Origin of the sequence: Stenotrophomonas mexicanensis, from assembly GCF_032911605.1 — a bacterium.
Taxonomy (GTDB): domain Bacteria; phylum Pseudomonadota; class Gammaproteobacteria; order Xanthomonadales; family Xanthomonadaceae; genus Stenotrophomonas; species Stenotrophomonas maltophilia_A.
In genome coordinates this window covers 17,447-35,547 of record NZ_JAWJTG010000049.1, presented here as the reverse complement: position 1 = coordinate 35,547, position 18,101 = coordinate 17,447, and the positions used below count along the sequence as shown (strand labels likewise).

Annotated in this window: 22 protein-coding genes; 11 read left to right on the top strand and 11 right to left on the bottom strand. The window is 66.2% G+C overall.

What is annotated here, in order from left to right:
- Window positions 1-60 precede the first annotated feature (60 nt).
- Together R1L06_RS17700 and R1L06_RS17695 are read right to left on the bottom strand one after the other, a co-directional pair.
- Window positions 61-255, bottom strand: coding sequence for a hypothetical protein (locus R1L06_RS17700; protein WP_317218355.1), 195 nt, complete (start codon window positions 253-255; stop codon window positions 61-63).
- Window positions 255-1,142, bottom strand: a complete 888-nt coding sequence (locus R1L06_RS17695; protein ID WP_032130160.1) for a hypothetical protein — start codon at window positions 1,140-1,142, stop codon at window positions 255-257. The genes R1L06_RS17700 and R1L06_RS17695 overlap by 1 nt, the downstream gene beginning before the upstream one ends.
- 93 nt (window positions 1,143-1,235) lie before the next feature.
- Between R1L06_RS17695 and R1L06_RS17690 the strand changes: the two genes are divergently transcribed.
- The gene (locus R1L06_RS17690; protein ID WP_099551602.1) at window positions 1,236-2,531 is read left to right on the top strand and encodes an acetyl-CoA C-acetyltransferase; all 1,296 of its coding nucleotides are present in this window, start codon (window positions 1,236-1,238) and stop codon (window positions 2,529-2,531) included.
- A 219-nt stretch (window positions 2,532-2,750) separates the two neighbouring features.
- Here R1L06_RS17690 and R1L06_RS17685 read toward each other — a convergent pair whose 3' ends face one another.
- The 3 genes from R1L06_RS17685 to R1L06_RS17675 form a co-directional block, all read right to left on the bottom strand.
- Window positions 2,751-4,046 carry a heme biosynthesis HemY N-terminal domain-containing protein gene (locus R1L06_RS17685; protein ID WP_317218354.1) on the bottom strand — a complete coding sequence of 432 codons (1,296 nt, stop codon included), beginning with the start codon at window positions 4,044-4,046 and terminating at the stop codon, window positions 2,751-2,753.
- A gap of 6 nt (window positions 4,047-4,052) precedes the next feature.
- A complete protein-coding gene (locus R1L06_RS17680) occupies window positions 4,053-5,030 on the bottom strand; it encodes a uroporphyrinogen-III C-methyltransferase (protein WP_049462222.1) in 978 nt (325 codons plus the stop codon).
- 104 nt (window positions 5,031-5,134) lie between these two features.
- Window positions 5,135-5,944: a uroporphyrinogen-III synthase gene (locus R1L06_RS17675; protein WP_317218353.1), complete on the bottom strand. Its 810-nt coding sequence runs from the start codon at window positions 5,942-5,944 to the stop codon at window positions 5,135-5,137.
- A gap of 35 nt (window positions 5,945-5,979) precedes the next feature.
- On the opposite strand from R1L06_RS17675, the gene R1L06_RS17670 reads away from it, so the two are divergent.
- The 5 genes from R1L06_RS17670 to R1L06_RS17650 all read left to right on the top strand — a co-directional run bounded on the left by R1L06_RS17670 (window position 5,980) and on the right by R1L06_RS17650 (window position 9,065).
- The gene (locus R1L06_RS17670) at window positions 5,980-6,447 is read left to right on the top strand and encodes a YiiD C-terminal domain-containing protein (protein WP_317218352.1); all 468 of its coding nucleotides are present in this window, start codon (window positions 5,980-5,982) and stop codon (window positions 6,445-6,447) included.
- 32 nt (window positions 6,448-6,479) lie between these two features.
- Window positions 6,480-6,905 carry a hypothetical protein gene (locus R1L06_RS17665; RefSeq protein WP_049423133.1) on the top strand — a complete coding sequence of 142 codons (426 nt, stop codon included), beginning with the start codon at window positions 6,480-6,482 and terminating at the stop codon, window positions 6,903-6,905.
- 57 nt (window positions 6,906-6,962) lie between these two features.
- Complete coding sequence (locus tag R1L06_RS17660) at window positions 6,963-7,400, top strand: rhodanese-like domain-containing protein (RefSeq protein WP_004134671.1); 438 nt, start codon at window positions 6,963-6,965, stop codon at window positions 7,398-7,400.
- Between the two features lie 100 nt (window positions 7,401-7,500).
- Window positions 7,501-8,019 (top strand): protein-export chaperone SecB, encoded by a 519-nt coding sequence (gene secB, locus R1L06_RS17655; RefSeq protein ID WP_005407596.1) that lies wholly within the window; start codon window positions 7,501-7,503, stop codon window positions 8,017-8,019.
- A 20-nt stretch (window positions 8,020-8,039) separates the two neighbouring features.
- Window positions 8,040-9,065: an NAD(P)H-dependent glycerol-3-phosphate dehydrogenase gene (locus R1L06_RS17650; protein WP_005407597.1), complete on the top strand. Its 1,026-nt coding sequence runs from the start codon at window positions 8,040-8,042 to the stop codon at window positions 9,063-9,065.
- 145 nt (window positions 9,066-9,210) lie between these two features.
- Here R1L06_RS17650 and R1L06_RS17645 read toward each other — a convergent pair whose 3' ends face one another.
- Window positions 9,211-9,687 carry a YybH family protein gene (locus R1L06_RS17645; protein ID WP_317218351.1) on the bottom strand — a complete coding sequence of 159 codons (477 nt, stop codon included), beginning with the start codon at window positions 9,685-9,687 and terminating at the stop codon, window positions 9,211-9,213.
- Window positions 9,688-9,802: 115 nt separating this feature from the next.
- On the opposite strand from R1L06_RS17645, the gene R1L06_RS17640 reads away from it, so the two are divergent.
- The gene (locus R1L06_RS17640) at window positions 9,803-10,468 is read left to right on the top strand and encodes an Ivy family c-type lysozyme inhibitor (RefSeq protein ID WP_100435580.1); all 666 of its coding nucleotides are present in this window, start codon (window positions 9,803-9,805) and stop codon (window positions 10,466-10,468) included.
- 36 nt (window positions 10,469-10,504) lie between these two features.
- Here the strand turns inward: R1L06_RS17640 and R1L06_RS17635 are convergent, their stop codons facing one another.
- The 5 genes from R1L06_RS17635 to R1L06_RS17615 form a co-directional block, all read right to left on the bottom strand.
- Window positions 10,505-11,887, bottom strand: a complete 1,383-nt coding sequence (locus R1L06_RS17635; protein WP_317218350.1) for a HipA domain-containing protein — start codon at window positions 11,885-11,887, stop codon at window positions 10,505-10,507.
- Complete coding sequence (locus R1L06_RS17630) at window positions 11,884-12,117, bottom strand: helix-turn-helix domain-containing protein (protein ID WP_256201487.1); 234 nt, start codon at window positions 12,115-12,117, stop codon at window positions 11,884-11,886. The genes R1L06_RS17635 and R1L06_RS17630 overlap by 4 nt, the downstream gene beginning before the upstream one ends.
- A gap of 464 nt (window positions 12,118-12,581) precedes the next feature.
- Window positions 12,582-13,268, bottom strand: coding sequence for a hypothetical protein (locus R1L06_RS17625; RefSeq protein WP_317218349.1), 687 nt, complete (start codon window positions 13,266-13,268; stop codon window positions 12,582-12,584).
- 156 nt (window positions 13,269-13,424) lie between these two features.
- A complete protein-coding gene (locus tag R1L06_RS17620) occupies window positions 13,425-13,697 on the bottom strand; it encodes a hypothetical protein (RefSeq protein ID WP_012509703.1) in 273 nt (90 codons plus the stop codon).
- 212 nt (window positions 13,698-13,909) lie between these two features.
- A complete protein-coding gene (locus R1L06_RS17615) occupies window positions 13,910-14,860 on the bottom strand; it encodes a DUF2268 domain-containing putative Zn-dependent protease (protein WP_317218348.1) in 951 nt (316 codons plus the stop codon).
- A gap of 206 nt (window positions 14,861-15,066) precedes the next feature.
- Here R1L06_RS17615 and R1L06_RS17610 point away from each other — a divergent pair, with 206 nt between their 5' ends.
- From R1L06_RS17610 to R1L06_RS17595, 4 genes are all read left to right on the top strand, one after another.
- Entirely contained in the window at window positions 15,067-15,642 is a 576-nt protein-coding gene (locus tag R1L06_RS17610) for an OmpO family porin (protein WP_004134798.1), read from the top strand.
- A gap of 123 nt (window positions 15,643-15,765) precedes the next feature.
- A complete protein-coding gene (locus R1L06_RS17605; RefSeq protein WP_317218347.1) occupies window positions 15,766-16,533 on the top strand; it encodes a helix-turn-helix transcriptional regulator in 768 nt (255 codons plus the stop codon).
- A 68-nt stretch (window positions 16,534-16,601) separates the two neighbouring features.
- Entirely contained in the window at window positions 16,602-16,967 is a 366-nt protein-coding gene (locus tag R1L06_RS17600; RefSeq protein WP_317218346.1) for a VOC family protein, read from the top strand.
- A gap of 123 nt (window positions 16,968-17,090) precedes the next feature.
- Window positions 17,091-18,065: a Dyp-type peroxidase gene (locus tag R1L06_RS17595; protein ID WP_049460946.1), complete on the top strand. Its 975-nt coding sequence runs from the start codon at window positions 17,091-17,093 to the stop codon at window positions 18,063-18,065.
- Window positions 18,066-18,101: the final 36 nt, after the last annotated feature.

Genomic DNA, 18,101 nt, shown 5'->3' with positions numbered 1-18,101 from the left:
GGCAATCGCATATCCGGAGGTTGCCGGCCAGCGGCCGGCACTACCAACAGGCCACCCGCATCAGCGCGCCAGCAGCTCGCGCGCGTCCTGACCGGCCTCGCAGTGCACGAACAGCACCGCGGCGATTCTGCTGGAAATGGAAAACGCCGGCGCAAGCCGGCGTTTTTCTTTAAAGGTAGTGCCGGCCGCTGGCCGGCAATTGCAGATCCGGAGGTTGCCGGCCAGCGGCCGGCACTGCCAACAGGCCACCCGCATCAGCGCGCCAGCAACTCGCGCGCGTCCTGCCCGGCCTCGCAATGCACGAACAGCACCGGCACGCCGTGCGCTTCCAGCACCGCGGCCATCTGCCGCTGGCGCATCAGGAACTGCTCGTAGATGCCCTTCAGGCGGTCGCAGTCGTTCTTGCCGTGGTTGTAGTGCGCGCACCAGCCGGCCGGGTCGAACAGCGCCATGCGTGCCTCGCCATGGGTATAGCGCAGCAGCGGCTCGGGCGCGGCATTGAGCCACTCGTCCTCGCCCGGCGCCATGATCGCGGTCTCGATCAGCGGCCACAGCGCGGCCAGGCCCTGGTTGTCGTACTGCATCGACATCATCGCGGCCAGATCATTCACGGTGAAATAGCGCGCATGCTCGATGCGGGCACCGAAGGTGTTCTGCGCCATCAACGCGGTATCGGCATGCGCCATGCCGTTGGCCAGCAGCGTGTCTTCCAGCGCCTCGGCCACTGCATTGGTCGTCGCCACGTCGCTGCCGGTCAGCAGGAACGGCACCACGCGCAGGCCACCGCCCACCAGGCTGGCATCGGCCTGGAACGGCAGCGGCACATCACCAGTGGCGTCGGTACCGAACGCCAGCAGGCGCGGCCCCTGGTTGCGGCCCGGTGCGCGCATCTGCAGTTCTTCCAGGCGGCGATGGATCGGCCAGCCCGGGCGCAGTACTTCGGCCGGGTCGAAATGGGCGGCGGCGAACACCAGGTCCAGCTCGGCCACCTGCGGCACCAGCTTGGACAGGTCGCGGCCGACGCGATCGGCCAGTTCACCGGCCTGTTCGGCGCTGAGCACCGCCTGGCGGGGGATTTCGCCGCCGGCCAGTTCCAGGGCCAGCACGCCAAGGGCATTCATCGCGGGGTCGGGTTTGCTCATGGTTCCACGGTTGGCCCATCACAGGGCGGCAGCTACACTTGGCTCCATTATGCCTGCTCCGTCGTGCAGGCCATGTTGCAGACACCCTCATCCATGCCAGGTATCTCCATGCCCAACGCTCGTCCCGTCGCCATCCTCGGTGGCGTCCGCATTCCGTTCTGCCGCCAGAACACCGCGTATTCGGATGTCGGCAACCTCGGCATGTCGGTCCGTACGCTGGGCGCGCTGGTTGAACGTTTCGGCCTGCATGGCCAGCAGCTGGGTGAAGTGGCGATGGGTGCGGTGATCAAGCACTCCAGCGACTGGAACCTGGGCCGCGAAGCCACGCTGTCCTCCGGCCTGTCGCCGTTGACCCCGGGCATCACCCTGCAGCGTGCCTGCGGCACCTCGCTGGACAGCATCATCACGGTTGCCAACAAGATCGCGCTGGGCCAGATCGAATCGGGTATCGGTGGCGGTTCGGATACCACCTCCGACGTGCCGATCGTCTACGGCAAGAAGCTGCGCGCGCGCCTGCTGGCCGCCAACCGTGCCAAGAGCACCGGCGACAAGATCCGCGCGCTCACCGCTGGCTTCAAGTTCTCCGAGCTCAAGCCCGAATTCCCGGGCGTGGCCGAGCCGCGCACCGGCAAGAGCATGGGTGACCACTGCGAGGACATGGCCAAGGAATGGAACATCTCGCGTGACTCGCAGGACGAGTGGGCGGTGTCGTCGCACAAGAAGCTGGCTGCTGCCTATGAGCGCGGTTTCTTCAACGACCTGATCGCACCGTTCCGTGGTGTCGAGCGTGACAACATCCTGCGCCCGGATACTTCGCTGGAGAAGCTGGCCACGCTGAAGCCGGCGTTCGACAAGGTCTCCGGCCGCGGCACGCTCACCGCCGCCAACTCCACGCCGCTGACCGACGGCGCCGCCGCCGTGCTGCTGGCCAGCGAAGAGTGGGCGCGTGCCCACGGCCATGAGCCGCAGGCCTATCTGCGTGACGCGCACGTCTCGGCGGTGGACTTCGTGCATGGCGAAGGCCTGCTGATGGCGCCGACCGTGGCCGTGCCGGAGATGCTCAAGCGCAACGGCCTGACCCTGCAGGACTTCGACATCTACGAGATCCACGAAGCTTTCGCCGCGCAGGTGCTGTGCACCCTGCGTGCCTGGGAGAGCGAGGATTACTGCCGCAACCGCCTGGGCCTGGATGCACCGCTGGGCCGAATCGACCCGGACAAGATCAACCTGCTGGGTTCCTCGCTGGCTACCGGCCACCCGTTCGCGGCCACGGGCGCACGCGTGATCGCCACTGCCGCCAAGCAGCTGGCCGAGCGCGGCGGTGGCCGCGCGCTGGTGTCGATCTGCACCGCCGGCGGCATGGGCGTAGTGGCGATCGTCGAGCGCTGATCGTTGCGACCGCGCGCCAACCAAGGTTGGCGACTACCGGGAATGCGCGTTGGATCTGCTTTGGTAGATGCCGACCTTGGTCGGCCATGCGATGTCATCGTTCGGAAGATGTCAGAGCGCCAACCAAGGTTGGCGACTACCGGGTTCCACAGATGAAAACGCCGCCCAATGGGCGGCGTTTTTCTGCTCCGGTGGGTGCCGACCGTTGGTCGGCACGCTTCACGGCAACCGTGGATTGCCGAATTCGTCGCGCTCTTCGTTGGCGTCATACACCGGCGGGTGCACCGTAACCGGCTGCTCCTCCACCGTGACACGCAGCGGCGCTTCGGTGCCGCGCACCAGTTCCACGCTGTCCTCGCCACGCTGCAGTCGCAGCGCATTGGCCAGGCACTGCGCGGCCAGCGCGTGCTCGCCACGCTGTGCGAACAGCTCACCCAGTGCCTCCCACGCCGGGGCACCGGCGCCCGCGGCGATGGCCTCGTGCAGGAACGCATCGGCGGCATCCCACTGCTGCTGGGCCAGGGCCACGCGGCCCTGTGCCAGGCGCAGCGCAGCCGAGCTGTCGTGCACGTTGCGCCAGCGCGCGAGGTTGGCCTGACGCGTGGCCAGGCGCTCGGCCGGCAGGCGGCCATACAGCGCCACCAGTTCGTCATCCCAACGCTGGTCCAGTGCCTGTTCCAACGCCAGCAGCGCCGGTTCGTCCCAGTTCAATGCAACCGCACGGCTGGCATACGCACCGACCACGTCCGGGGTTGGCCGCAGCGCCTTCGGCGTGGCTTCCCACTGCGCGGCCAGCGCATTGACGTCGGCTGCTTCCAGCAGCGCCTGTGCGGCCAGGCGTGCTTCCAGTTCGCTGTTGGCGTCGGCCGGCAGCACCTTGCTCTGGCGCAGTGCACCCAGCTGGCCATACGCCTCGTGGGCGCGGCCGGCCTGTGCCAGCGCTTCGGTACGCAGCCACAGGCCGCGCGGCGGCAGCGGCTGGATCGTCGCCACATCCAACGCGTTGATCGCATCCACCGGCAGATCGCGCGCCAGCAGCTGTTCGGCGCGTAGAAGCGCCTGCAGGGTGGCATCGCTCTCGCCCAGGCGCTGCAGCAGGGCTTCACCGGCGGGGCCGTCGGCACGTGCCTGCGCACTGCGCACGGCATTGGCCAGCGCCACCGCGCTCACTTCCGGATCCTTGGCGGCACCATCCAGCAGCTTTTCCGCGCGCTGCCACTGGCCGTGCTCATAGGCCTGCAGGCCGTCGATCAGGCGCACCCGGCCCTGCTTGCGGCGGTAGCGGCCCCAGGCGCGGAACGGTGCTGCGATCAGGCTCCACAGCAGCCACAGCACCAGCACCGCGATCACCGACAGCAGTGCCACCTTGGGCAGGTTGCTGTGGTAGTCGTAGCCGCCGTAGCGCAGGGTCACTTCGCCGAAGCGGTTGAGGTCATCGGCGCCGAGCCATTGCGCGGCCACCACGCCGATGGCCACGGCCAGCAACAGCACGACCAGGGATTGCAGGGGTTTCATGGGGGATTACCTCCGGTCGGTCTGGGTGCGCAGTTGCTGCAGGGTGCTGCCAAGAACGCTGTTGCTGGCCTGCAGCGGAAGCTCGCGCAAGGCCTTCAGTTCAGCACGTTGCGCGCGCAGGGCCGGTGAATCCGGCCAACGCCGCTGTGCCCAGTGTTCCACGCGCGCCAACGCGGTATCGCGACCGGTGCGGTCGCCACGTTCGATTGCGGCACGCGCCAGGGTCAGTTCCAGCTGCAGCGCATCGTCGGCATTGCGGCGTTCGGCGGCGGTCAGCGGGCCATTCTGGCGGCTCGGGGTGATATCCACGAACGGTGCCAGCGTGGCCTGCCACCAGGGCTTGCCGGCGCCGGGCGCGGTGCCACCCGTCACCTGCGAGGGCAGGCCCTGCAGGGCCTTGGCCAGGGCATCCAGGCGTTGCAGCGATTGCACGCGCGGGCCGGTGCCCAGCGCATCCAGTGCATCGCGTTCCTGTACCAGTGCCTGGCGCAGGTTCAGGCCGTCGCTGTCGGGCAGATCGGCCAGCGCGGTGGCGGCCTGTGCATACAGGCGGCGTGCGCCTTCCACGTCGTCGGCGTAGTTCAGGCGTTGCGCCGCCTGGGTCAGCAGCAGTTCGGCCTCATCGCGCTGTACCGCCTGACGGCCCTGGTTGGCGCTGTCGGCCAGCTTGGCCAGGTTCTCTTCCAGCAGCGCACTGCGCTGGGAAAGGCCCAGCATCTCGTCGCGCAGCACGCGGTTGGTGGTCGCCGCATCCTGCAGGCGCTGGCTGGTTGCGCGCTGGTCGCGGCGCAATGCATCCAGCGTCGCCTGCAGGCCCTGCAGTTGTACGGCCGTGGTCTGCGCCTGCGCTTCCTGTTCGTGCTGTTGCTGCTGCCAGACGTACCAGCCGGCATAGCCGCCCACGCCAAGCACGACCACCCCGGCCAGCGGCAGCAGCCAGCGCACGGGTCGACGGGGCGGGGAAACGGGCGGAGTCTCGTTCATGGGGCTTCCTTGTCGGCACCGTCGCCGGTCAGGTTCCGGCAGGCCGCGTTGTGCACAGCATCACTGTTGCCGACCACAGCGGCAAGCGTGACCCACGTCCCTGTTCAGTTCGCTGCCGGGACGGTGAGCGTGGCGTGTGCAGCCGCCACCAGCTGCGCGGTGGTGGGCCCGGCCGCGCGCACCACGCGCTGCAGCCCCAATGCGTGCGCCTGTTCGCCCAGCCGTTCGCTGGCCACGACGGCGGTGGCATGTGCCTGACAGCGTTGCTGCAATGCCGGCGGAAGCTGCTGCCAGAAATGCAGCAACGCCTCACCACTGCTGACCGCCAGCACCCACGGATACGCTGAATGCGCCAATCGAGCCAGCGTGCGTGGCGACAGGCGCAGCAGGCGACGCTGATAGACATCGGCGCGCTCGATGCTGCCGCCGGCCGCCTGCAGTTGCGCAGCAATCAGGCCGCGCCCGCCGGGGGCGGTCACCAGCCCGATGCGCAGGCCGCGTACGTCCGCCAGTACCGGCAGCGCCAGCAGGCCCTCGCTGTCCATCCGCTGCGGCGCATGCACCTCGGCGACACCCTGCGCCCGCAGCGCGCGCGCGGTGCCTTCGCCCACGGTCAGCCACGGGCTGCGTTGTGCCTCGGCCAGTGGCAACAGGGTGGCGGCTGCGGTAACGGCGGCCGGGCTGGTGAACACCACCCGATCGCAGTTCAGCGCGCGTTGCAGCTGGTGCACCACTGGCGTGCCGTTCAGGCGCTGCAGGCGCCAGGGTGGCAGGGCCAGCACATGCCCGCCCTGCCCAGCAACGGCGCGGCGCAGCGCGGAATTCTGGCCCTGCGGTCGCAGCGAAATGAAGGTCCAGCCCGGTTCGGAACCGGCGGCGCCAGTGGGTATCGTATGGTCGGCCATTGCCTGCATTATGCGGGCCCTTCGTTGTCGTGGTCCCTGCTCCGATGTCCGTTGATGCTCTGACTTCCTCGCTGGCCGCCCTGCAGGACGTGCTTGACTGCATGCCGGCGGTCCGCGCCATGCAGATCCAGCTCGACGGCTATGCCGATGGCGTGCTGCGCATCACCGCGCCGCTGGCCGCCAACGTCAACGACAAGGGCAACGCCTTCGGTGGCAGCCTGGCCTCGGTGCTGACCCTGTCCGGCTGGGCGCTGGTCAGCCTGCGCCTGCGCCTGGCCGGCCACGATGCCGAGGTCTACGTGGCCGACAGCAACCTGCGCTACCTGGCACCGGTCTACGAAGACCTGCACGCCCATGCCGAAGCGGCCGAGGCCACTGGCTGGGAAGCCTTCCTGAACACCTTCCGCCAGCGCCGCAAGGCCCGCATCAGCATCATCGCCACCCAGCCCGGTGCCGATGGCAAGCCCGCCGCCGAGTTCAGCGGTCGCTTCGTTGCCTTCGCCAAAGGGTAGGATGGCAGGCTGACGTTCTGGGGAAACCACCGATGCGCCGCCTCATCCAGTTCCTGATGTGTTCCCTGCTGCTGGCCAGCGCCGTGGCTTCGGCCGACGACCTGAGCCGCAAGCAGCGCAAGCTGCTGGAAGAGACCCAGATCGCCTACGGGGCGACCATCCGCTGGGGCAGCATGGACGATGCCATCGGCTATCTGGACCCCAAGCTGCGCAAGGAAAAGCCGCCCACCGAGTTCGAGCTCAACCGCTACGCGCAGCTGCGCGTGTCGTCCTACCGCGAGCGCAGCAGCGCCGCGCTGGACGGGGGCCTGGTCGAGCGCCGGGTCGAAATCGGGGTGATCAACCAGAACACCCAGGCCGAACGCACCGTGGTGGTGGTCGAGCGCTGGCGCTGGGATGCCGAGGCCAAGCGCTGGTGGCAGACCGCCGGCCTGCCGGACCTGTGGAAGGGGCAGTGACGGGCCGCGTCCGGCTTGTGCGACAATCGGCGCCCGCTTAATCGACCCGTGACCTGAGTGAATTACGAAGAGTTGCTGGCCTTTGCAGGCCGAAACCCGATGCTGTCCGCGGCCCTGGTCGGCCTGACCGTGGCCATCATCGTCACCGAGATCCGCCGCCTGTTCCGGGGCTTCAAGGGCATCAAGCCCGCCGAACTGACCCAGCTGATCAACGCGGGTGGCACGGTGGTGGTCGACCTGTCGGCCAGCGGTGACTTCGAGAAGGGCCACATTGCCGGCAGCCGCAATGCCCAGGCCAGTGCCTTCGGCCCGGACAACAAGCTGGTGGCCAACGCCAAGCAGTCGCCGGTGGTGCTGGTGTGCCGCAGCGGCAACGCCTCGGAAACCGCCGCCAAGGCGCTGAAGAAGGCCGGCTTCGAAAAGGTCTACGTGCTCGACGGCGGCATTCCCGCCTGGCAGCAGGCCGAGCTGCCGCTGGTCAAGGGCCGCAACTGATTGCCGCAGGTGGCGGATCCGGCCTTGTATGGGCCTGATCCCGCCCCCATCGCAGTAGTTCGACCATCGTTTTCATTGCATTCACCTGGAGTTACTGGAAATGTCCGAAGAGATCACCAACGGCGCCGCTGCGCCGGTCGATGCCGCTACCGGCCCTGCTTTCACCGTCGAGAAGATCTACGTCAAGGACGTCTCCTTCGAGTCGCCGAACGCTCCGACCATCTTCAATGACCAGGTGCAGCCGGAACTGCAGCTCAACCTGAACCAGCAGGTGCAGCGCCTGGGCGAGAACGCCTTCGAAGTGGTGCTGGCCGTGACCCTGACCTGCCAGGCCGGTGAGCGCACCGCCTACGTGGCCGAAGTGAAGCAGGCCGGCGTGTTCGGCCTGGTCGGCCTGGACCCGCAGTCGATCGACGTGCTGCTCGGTACCCAGTGCCCGAACATCCTGTTCCCGTACGTGCGCCAGCTGATCAGCGACCTGATCCAGGCCGGTGGCTTCCCGCCGTTCTTCCTGCAGCCGATCAACTTCGAAGGCCTGTACGCAGAAACCCTGCGCCAGCGCCAGGAGCAGGGCGACGCACCGTCGCTGGCTGACTCCGAGCCGGCTGGCAACGCCTGATTCCTGCCGCGACGTCACGGATGAGCACTACCGCTGACAAGATCGCCGTGCTTGGCGCCGGTTCCTGGGGAACCGCGCTGGCCAGCCTGCTCGCACGGCACGGTCACCCGACCGTGCTGTGGGGGCGCGACGCTGCCGTGGTCGAAGCCATCGACCAGCGCCACGAGAACCCGCGCTACCTGCCGGGCATCCCGCTGCCGGACAGCCTGCGTGCCACCACCGACCTGGCGTCGGCAGTGGAGGGCGCCGCCTGGATCCTGGTGGTCACCCCGTCGCATGCATTCGGTGAAACCGTGCGTGCGCTGGCGCCGCTGCGTCCGGCCGGTGCCGGCGTGGCCTGGGCCACCAAGGGCTTCGAACCTGGTTCGGGCCGCTTCCTGCATGAAGTGGCGCGCGAAGTGCTGGGTGAGGACGTGCCGCTGGCCGTCGTCACCGGCCCGTCGTTCGCCAAGGAAGTGACCCAGGGCCTGCCGACCGCGATCACCGTGCACGGCGACGTGCCCGAGTTCGCGCAGACGGTGGCCGAGGCGATGCATGGCCCGGCGTTCCGCGCCTACACCGGCGACGACATGGTCGGTGCCGAGCTGGGCGGCGCGATGAAGAACGTGCTGGCCGTGGCTACCGGTGTGGCCGACGGCATGCAGCTGGGCCTCAACGCCCGTGCCGGCCTGATCACCCGTGGCCTCAACGAGATGCTGCGCCTGGCCGCGGCGATCGGCGCCAAGCCGGAAACGCTGATGGGCCTGGCGGGCCTCGGCGATCTGGTGCTGACCTGCACCGGCGACCTGTCGCGCAACCGCCGCCTGGGCCTGGCCCTGGGTCGTGGCCAGACGCTGCAGGATGCCGTGCGCGAAATCGGCCAGGTGGTCGAGTCGGTGCAGACCGCCGACGAAGTGATGCGACAGGCACGCCGTCATGGCATCGACCTGCCGATCTCGGACCGCGTGCGTGCCGTGCTGCACGGCGAGCAGACGCCTGAGGAAGGCCTGCGCGCGCTGCTGGCACGGGAACAGAAACCGGAGTATCCGGACACGCTGTTCAAGTGAATCGAAAAACCCCGGCTACGTGCCGGGGTTTTTTTATGTGTGTGGCCCATCCACGCATGGCGTGGATCTACTCCGGAATCCGCTTCTGGTAGCAGCCAACCTTGGTTGGCGCCCGGTAGCGCCGGGCCATGCCCGGCGGAATCCATCACCGCGCCCGCGGCGGTGCGTTGCCGTTGTCCATGTCCGAGAAGATCAACCACGGCCCGTCGCCCACGCGCTTCAGCGTCAGCGTGAACTTGCCGGTGTCCCCCACGTTGTTGCCGTAGGTGTAGGCACCGATGATGTAGCCGACGTTCCCCTCCATCGCGTACGCCAACGCACGCAGCCGCAACGGGCTGCCGCCCTGGCCGGCATACGCGGCTTCGATCGCGCTGCGCCCGCGCACCGGTAGCTGGTTGCTCTGCAGCACAAAACCATTCTCGGCGAACAGCGCAGCCAGTGCCTTGGCATCGCCCGTGCGCCACGCCTGCTCGTAGTCGCGCAGTACGCGATCCAGCGTCGCGGGCAGGGCCGCATCAGGAAGAGGCTGTGCGGGCTTCGCGCCTTCAGCATCGTGGGCGATGGCCGGCGATGCCAGCAGCAGGGCACTGCAGAAAATCACGGCGAGTCGTGTGCGGTGCATGCGTCCGGCTCCAGGCGATGACGGGAACGTGCGAACGCATCCTAGCGCGCTGCTGGTTAGAATCACGCAGGCGCCCGCGCGGCGGCATGCACCGCAGATCAGACAAGGACAAGGAATGAAGATTCGAATCACAGGGATGGCACTGACGGTCGCACTGCTGGCCGCCTGCGGACAGGCACCAGCGCCGGATGCAGCACCGACCGCACCGGCACCGGCCACCGAAGCACCGGCCGCCACGGCAACGGTGGTCGAGAAGGAACCGTCCATCGAAGACGGCGTGGACCCCTCGGTGTGGGACAACGAAGGCGAACCGGAAGACCCGGGTGCTGGCGGCGAACTCACCTGCGCGGACAATCCGCTGGCGACCCACTTCTTCACCCTGGTCGGCGGCAACACCGTGGACGACTGCGGCCGCAAGGACCCGAAGGTGCTGGCCGCGTTCAACGCCCTGATGAAGAACACGGCGGCGGCCGAATCCGCCGACAAGGACATCCCATCGCTGCGCGAACGCCTGCTGAGCGGGCCCAGCGGGCCCGGCGAGCTGGTGGTGCTGCAGGGCGAGCCATGGTGGTTCTACACCGCCTGCCAGGCCCACGACTGCCCCGGCACCGCATTGGCGATGCTGTACTCGCCCGATCAGTCGAAGATGGTCGGCCGCCTTACCGCGCGCTGCAGAATCTGGTGGCTGGGTGAACCCAGCGACGAACAGCGCGCGCTGATCGAGCGCGAGCAGCCGGTGGACAAAGCGATGCTGAAGGAAGAAGGCGAGTCCTGCGAGTAATCGGTGGTGACGCCGGATGATGTTCCGGCGGCCGCATCATGCCGGTGAAAGCTGCCTCACCATGTCGGCGATGATCACGTGGACCAGTGTTCTCAGGAAATGCACTTCGCCTTCCAGGGTTGGGCCGATGTCGAAACGGGTCGACCATTGCTGGTTTTCCTGCAGCACCAGCGCGTAAAGCGCCTTGGCTTCGCTCGTGATGCGGTCGATCTGATGGCGCAGCTGCCGGGTGGCAGCCGGCCTTCCCAGGCCCAGCGCTTCACCGGCAGAAACCAGATGCTCGAAACGAAGGTCGTGGAAGCGCGCGACACCGAGAATGGGCCACGACAGTTCCGAGCGTTCTGGCCAACGTGCGCCCTCGTCGGCATACGCGCGGGTCTCGTAACATGCGGTGGACAGCAGGTCGTAGTGGGGGGCCAGTTCGATGCCCCTGCTGTCGACCAGGAAGCTCAGGTTCTTCAGGTGCGCATCGTTGTTGCCGGTGAGTACATTGAAGATCAACCAGTCGAACAGGCGGACGCGCGTCTTGAGCTTGCTTCTGCATTGCTCGACGATGACCTTCAGGGTTTCGATGCTGCCGAGCGTGTACTTGAACTGCCGGTCGAGGTTGAGCAGCTGGCAGGCGTCGATGGCATGACGGCGATGGATGGCATCGGCGGTGATTTCGCGATCAAAGCGCTCGATGATGAAGACCGGCTCCGGTACGTAGCGGCGCTCGATCTTCGGCACCTGCAGCCCCATGCGCTGTGCAAGGCGCATCACGAACCACTCGTTGGCCACGCTGTGGGGATAACTGCTGCTGGTGCTGTCAGGCTTGAGGATGTGGGTCGAGGGCTCGGCGCCCAGAGGTTGGTAGAGTTCTCCCCCTGTCTCGATGATTGCCAGCTTGTGCTGGGCACCTGCCAGCGACATGCGCTTGGCGGCACCCGCCGCAAGCGACGTGCGTGGCAGGCCTTGGATACGCGTGGAGAGTTCCGCATCGGGCAGTGGTTTTCTGCCGCCGGGTGGCAGGCGCTCGCCTGGAGGCAGCAGCGTCAACGAGCCTGCCGATTCCGCGCCATAGGCGGCCAGCAATGCGAACGCGTCCGCGCCATCCACCCTGGCATCGGTTGCCATCAGCGTGCGTTGCTGCTCTTCCGGCAGCAGATTGTCGAAGTACCACTGCACGGGGCGTTGGCTGGAGCCATCGAGGATGGCGGTGTCTTGCAGTGGCAATGCAGGCGCCAGTGGAAACCGATGTGCGCTGCCGAGCCACTCCGGCGCATAGGTGAAGCGCCACAGGTTTGCTGCTTCGGTCAGGCGGCCCACCGGCGCTTCGTCGATGCTGACCTGCAGTTCGCGTGGTGGAAGCGGATAGTGCAGTCCAGACAGGACGGTCGTTGTAATGACGTCCTTGAGATCGATACGGGGGGCGCTCATGGCACCTTCCCGTTGGCACGTTTGGCCAGCAGGGCCATCGCTTCGTCCGGCACGTCGATTTCGACATGCAGCCCCAGCTCGTCAAGCACGGTGAACAACTTGCCCCATTGCACTGTGGTTCCGCCGCGTTCGACCTTGGCCAGGAAATTCTCGCTGACCCCGATGCCTTCGGCGGTTGCATCCTGGCGCAGTCCCTGATGCTTGCGGGCGGCTCTCACCAGTGGTCCCAAGGCCTCAGCCTTCTCAAGCCTGATCTTCAATGGGAACTCCCCCAGCAGAGCCTGACGCTCTGGATTCGACCCATCGTCTATACCATAGAATCCTCACTGCAGTGAGGATTCTTCGCGCAAAACCTAGGATTCCTTAGAATCCTTACGATCTTGAGGATTTCTTGGCAAAAAGAGCTGGATGCAAGAAAATCCTCATTGAAATAAGGATTTATCTGCAAAGGCGTCCAGCCTGCAAAAAATCCTCATGAACTCAAGGATTCTTTGGCGTCGTGGGAGCGCGATGCCTCATCCGGTCCATATGGGCAGCGCCACGACGGCGGGACGTCCGCGATGAGTGGGGTCCAGGTGGGGGGGGCCTGCCAGGAGCGTGCCCGGGAACCTCTGCCTGCAGCGCAGGCTCGCATCGTCAACAGGCCTGGCCGCAACCCGGCCACAACCAGCCGCGGCCGCAGGCCAAGCGTCTGCTACTTGCTCGCGCGCCGCGCGCCTTTCTCGTCTTCGTCCTTTGCATCGCCCCGGCTCTGCGCGAACTCCGGGAACGTCTTCGCGATCGAATCCTTGTCCGGAAGGATGTAGAACACGCCGCCCTTCTCGAACGTGGATTGCACGATCTGCTCGTAGAACGCAGGCGTGACGTTGATGCAGCCGTGCGTAACGCGGTTGTCGTCCGGCGAAGGTGATGCCAGCCGTTCGGCGCGCTTCTCTTTCGGAGTGCCTGGCGGCAGCGGGTGCATCGAAACGGCGGAATCGTAGTCCACCCACAGCACGCGACCGGCATCGTCGGAGGGGCCGTAGCCACCAATGAAACGGCCCGCCGGGGTGGTGCGGTCATGGCCTGGAATCGCACTCAGCGCGAGCTTGGCAACGCCGGGTGCGGAGTGATCGCCGATGGCCGAACCGAACAGCGCCGGTGCGGCACCGCGCAGCTTGCCGTCTCCGCCGAAGATCAGTACCTGCGCAGCCGCCTTGTCCATGATCGCGAACGGATAACCCTGGTTGTCCTTGCTGGCGACTACCCAGCCGGCCAGTTCGATCACCGTCTCGGACACGCTCTGGTCAGCGGGCAGTTCATCGACTGCGGCGACCGGGGGTGCAGGTGCGTCCTTGTCCCTGGCGTTGGCTACGCCGCTGCACGCAACGGCCAGTGCCATGGCCAGTGCGGCATGGAGGGCGCGGCGCGCAGGGGAGGAGGAGGTACGAATGGGACGGCTCCTTGCAGTGCAATCTTGGTGGAAGGATGCCAGTGGCCGGCGAAGGCCACTGGTTCCCGATACAGAGGTGGATCAGTTCAAACGGTGATGGAGCGATCAGCCGCGCGGCTTGCGGCCCGCTGGTGCCCTTTCAAGCTGCTGCACGCGACCTTCGATCTGGTCCAGACGCTGGTTGGCCTGCTGCGCCGACTGGTTGGCGGACTCGGCACTCTGGGCGGCGCCCTGCACCTTTACATCGAGCTGATCGAGACGCGAGTTGATCGTTGCAAACTCGTTCTTGTAAGAGGCGCAAGCGCCAAGGCTCACGGTGGCGATGAGCGCCACGCTGAGTGCACGGGCCATCTTCATGTGTTGCGAGGTCAGTTTCATTCCACTCCCTCCTTCGTCTGGGGAAGCTGGAATATAGCGGCGTTTGTTCCCGGCGCTACCAAGCGCTTTCAGCTGGAATTTGAGTACGTGGATGGGCTGTGAAGGCCTGTAAATCAACGAACCTTAACAAGCGGGATCAAGCGAGCTGATCTGCACCGGCGTATCGCCTTGTGCCTGTTCAATATCACCCATTCACCTGCATGAAGCCGGCATCACGGCATGTGCGTCTGTGTGCTTTCGCCTGCTCCGCACGCAGGCTGCCATCCACTTGCTTCCAGCAGCGCTGCAGCGTTTCCAGGCTGGACATCCAGCAGTTCGGCGATGGCGTTGGGCGTGTCGGGCGCGCGCGCAACATAGGCATGGGCGATGCGGTAGCCGATCCAGTAGCCGAGATCTCCGCGGCGCGTATCGTCGCCGGGGCCGTTGTACAGCCACCTCGAAAGATCGGTACCCATGCTGTCCTGCAGGAACGCGCGCTCCAGCGCACACTCGCGACCCTGCGCCCAACGCTGCAGATGCGCGTTGGCCGGTTGCCCGGAGATCCGTTCGGCCACGTATTCGGCGCCGCCTTCCAGCAGCGTCTGATAGAGCAGGGTGGGCTGCTCGACATCAACGCGCGCGCCGGGCTGTTGCACGTGCACGTACTCATGGGCGATCAGGTGCACGAAGCGGTCGCTTGCATCGGCCTGCATCCAGTCGGCATTGCACAGCGCTTCCAGTCCAATGACCACACCTGCTTCGGTGGTAACGCCACCACTGTTGCCGCGGCCCACCAGTACGGTGACCGGAGGAAAGCGCGCAGACGGCAACAAGGCGCCGAGCTGATCGACGGCAGCGGCGACGCGCGTGCGGATCGATGGCAATGCGGTCGCGCAGGCTCTCGCTTTCGCAAACAATGCCGGCTTGTCCTGGATGGCCCTGGCCAGCCGCTCCATCGAGCCGATACGGCTGTCGGTGAAGCTGCGCAGGGCATCCGTACCCGCATCCAGATAGCCGTGCTGCAGATCATCGGCGCTTGGGCGCCCATGGTTGGCGTCCAGCACCTTGAAGAAGCGCTTGACATCGTCTGTCTGTACGACGATGTGCCCGGCAGGACCGACACGCTCAGCCGCCTGTGCCTGCAGCAGCGCGATCGGCGAGGCGATCAGGATCAGTGCCCGCATCAAGCATCGAGCGTGATGCGCGTAAGAAGCCGACAGCAATGCCATGCGGAGTTCCCTGAACGCCAGCCTTATTTATACACCAGTCAGTTCAATATTCAGGGTTGATTAGACCCCCTAACGGATAATTCACACCTGTCGACCGCCTTCTCTCTCTCCCCCTCCCGGGAGGCGGTCGACGAAACCAAAATAATTAAAGGTGTGTCCCGATGAACAAGAATTCGCTGCTTGCCCTGGGTCTTCTGGCTGCTCTGCCGTTCGCTGCATCGGCAACCGATGGCCTGTCGTACAACTACGTTGAAGGCGGCTACGTGAACACCGATGCCAAGGGCGGCGACGCCGATGGCTGGAAGGTGAAGGGTTCCGTTGCGGTGCACCCGAACTTCCACGTCTTTGGCGACTACAGCGCCCAGGAAACCGACAAGTTCAAGAATGACGTCGACCAGTGGCGCCTGGGTGTCGGCTACAACTACGGCATCGCACCGAACACCGACCTGGTGGCCCGTGTTGCGTACCAGAAGTACGACGAGAAGCGCGGCCTGGACTTCAACGGCTACTCCACCGAAGTGGGCGTGCGCACCGCGTTCAACCCGTACGTGGAAGGCTACGTGATGGCCGGCTACGAAGATTTCAGCAAGAAGCACGGCTACAACCCGGACGGCGAGTTCTACGGCCGCGTCGGCGCCACCGCCAAGTTCAATCAGAACTGGGGCCTGAGTGGCGAAGTGAAGCTGGCCAAGGCCGGCGACCGCGAGTGGTTCGTGGGCCCGCGCTTCACCTGGTAACAAACGCCTGTCGTTAGTGCGTGTTGTGCTGGCGTGTGACTCTCTCTCTCTCCCACACGCCAACCGAAGCCCGGCCTCGCGCCGGGCTTCACTTTTATGGGCCCTGTGGCGCCACAATGCGGCATGGGCGACCCTTCCTCCCTCGCAGGTACTGGCATGGCCTACCAGGAGCATCTGGCGCCTGCGCCGCTGCGTGGCCAGTTCGGCCAGCTGTGGCAGAGCCAGCTCCCTGCCGATGCCGATGGGCACATCACCGTATTGCCCGATGGCTGCGTGGATATCCTCTGGCGCGACGGCGCGCTGTTCGTGGTCGGCCCGGATCGGGTGGCTGCACATCCGGCACTGGCACCCGGTGCACAGGTGCTGGGTGCGCGCTTTCGTCCCGGCCAGGCGTTGGCCGCGCTGGGACTGCCACTGGTCGGCATCATTGGACAGGCGGTGCCGTTGGCCGATCTGAAGGGCGGATGGGCCACAGCAGCCGCTGCTTCCATTGGCGATACCGCGCCGGCTCAACGATTGCAGCGGATGGCGCAGTGCCTGCAACAGCACATGGGCGCTGCGGCCCTCGACGTGCAGGCGCAACGGGCTCATGTGTTGTTCCACGCGCTTGGCCGTGGCCAAGCTACGCTGGACGAGCTGGCGGCAGGCTTGAACCTGAGCCCGCGCAGCCTGCGCCGTTTCAGCCAGTCGCAGTTCGGCTACGGCGCCAAGACGCTGGAGCGGATCCTGCGCCTGCAACGCTTCCTGCGCCACAGCCGTGGGTTGCCGCAGCATTCGTTGGCGATGCTGGCCACCGATACCGGCTACGCCGACCAGGCCCATCTCAGCCGCGAGGCCCGCGAACTGGCCGGCATGACCGCCCGCGAACTTCGCGGGGAGTGGGGGCAATGATGGCCGTTTCGTTCAAGACCGGCAGGCCACGCTGATCGATGCTGCGGACTCCAACCACGGAGTCCGCCATGAGCCACGCCATCCCCGATGCCGAACGCCGCATCGACAACATCGAATTCAACGTCGCCGACATCGCCCGCAGCAAGCGCTTCTACGGCGAGGTATTCGGCTGGAAATTCACGGACTACGGCCCGGCCTACACCGAGTTCGACGACGGCCGCCTGAAAGGCGGCTTCGTGTCCGACACACCGGTACGTGCGCAGGGCGGCCCACTGGTGATTCTCTACTGCGCGGACCTTGCCGACGCCCAGCAGCGCGTGATTGCCGCCGGTGGCGAGGTGGTGCAGGCGGTGTTCGCCTTCCCCGGTGGGCGTCGCTTCCACTTCCGCGATCTGGATGGCTACGAGCTGGCGGTCTGGAGTGATGTGGATTGAGGTCTTCGTACCTTCGCCGGTGGACGGAACGAGAACCGCTCCGTCCCCGGTCAGGCGGTTCCGCTATGATCGCCCGCACATCGCCACGCGCGATGCGCCCGCCTCAAGCCAGCAGGAACCGCCGTGAACTCCCAGCCCGCACCGATCACCGCCCTCAACCACACGCTCGACAACGAGCCGCAGCAGATCACCGCGCCGCTGACCCATTCGGCGGCGTTCCTGGTGCTGAAGGTGAAGGATGACGAGGCGTCGATCGCCAAGGCACGCGAGGTGCTGGCCAGCACCGACGACCTGATCAAGAACACCGCCATCCGCGAGATCGAGCGCACCTTCACCTGCAACGTCGCCATTGGCCACCGCGTGTGGCAGCCGCTGGTGGGTACCACGCCGCCGCGTGAGCTGGCGCCGTTCCGCGAGATCAAGGGCGCGACCCACACCGCGGTGTCCACGCCGGGCGACCTGCTGTACCACATCCGTGCGCGCACCATGGACCTGATCGTGGCGTTCGAGCGCAACCTGCTGATGGCGTTTGGCGATGCGGTGGAAACGGTCGATGATGTGGCCGGCTTCCGTTATTTCGATGGCCGTGACCTGCTCGACTTCGTCGACGGCACCGCCAATCCGGAAGGGCTGTCGTTGCCGGAAGCCACCATCGTGGGCGATGAAGATCCGGAGCATGCCGGTGGCAGCTACGTCGTGGTGCAGAAGTACCTGCACAATCTTGATGCCTGGCGCGCGCAGAAGACCGAGGCGCAGGAAGCGATCATCGGCCGCACCAAGCACGACAACATCGAGCTGGACGATGCACCGGCCGATGCACAGAAATCGCACAAGACCCTGTGCACCATCGAAGACGCCGACGGCGAGCACGAGATCCTGCGTGACAACATGCCGTTCGCCAACCCGGGGCGTGGCGAGTACGGTACCTACTTCATCGGCTACACGCGCCGCCTGTGGGTGATCGAAAAGATGCTCGAGCGCATGTTCATCGGCAATCCTGCGCCGCTGCATGACCGCATCCTCGACTTCTCCACCGCCACCACCGGCGTGACCTTCTTCGCGCCCTCGCGCAAGGTGCTGGCCGACCTGGGCGATTGATCGCGCCGGGCAGTGCCGACCGCCATCTGCCTGTCA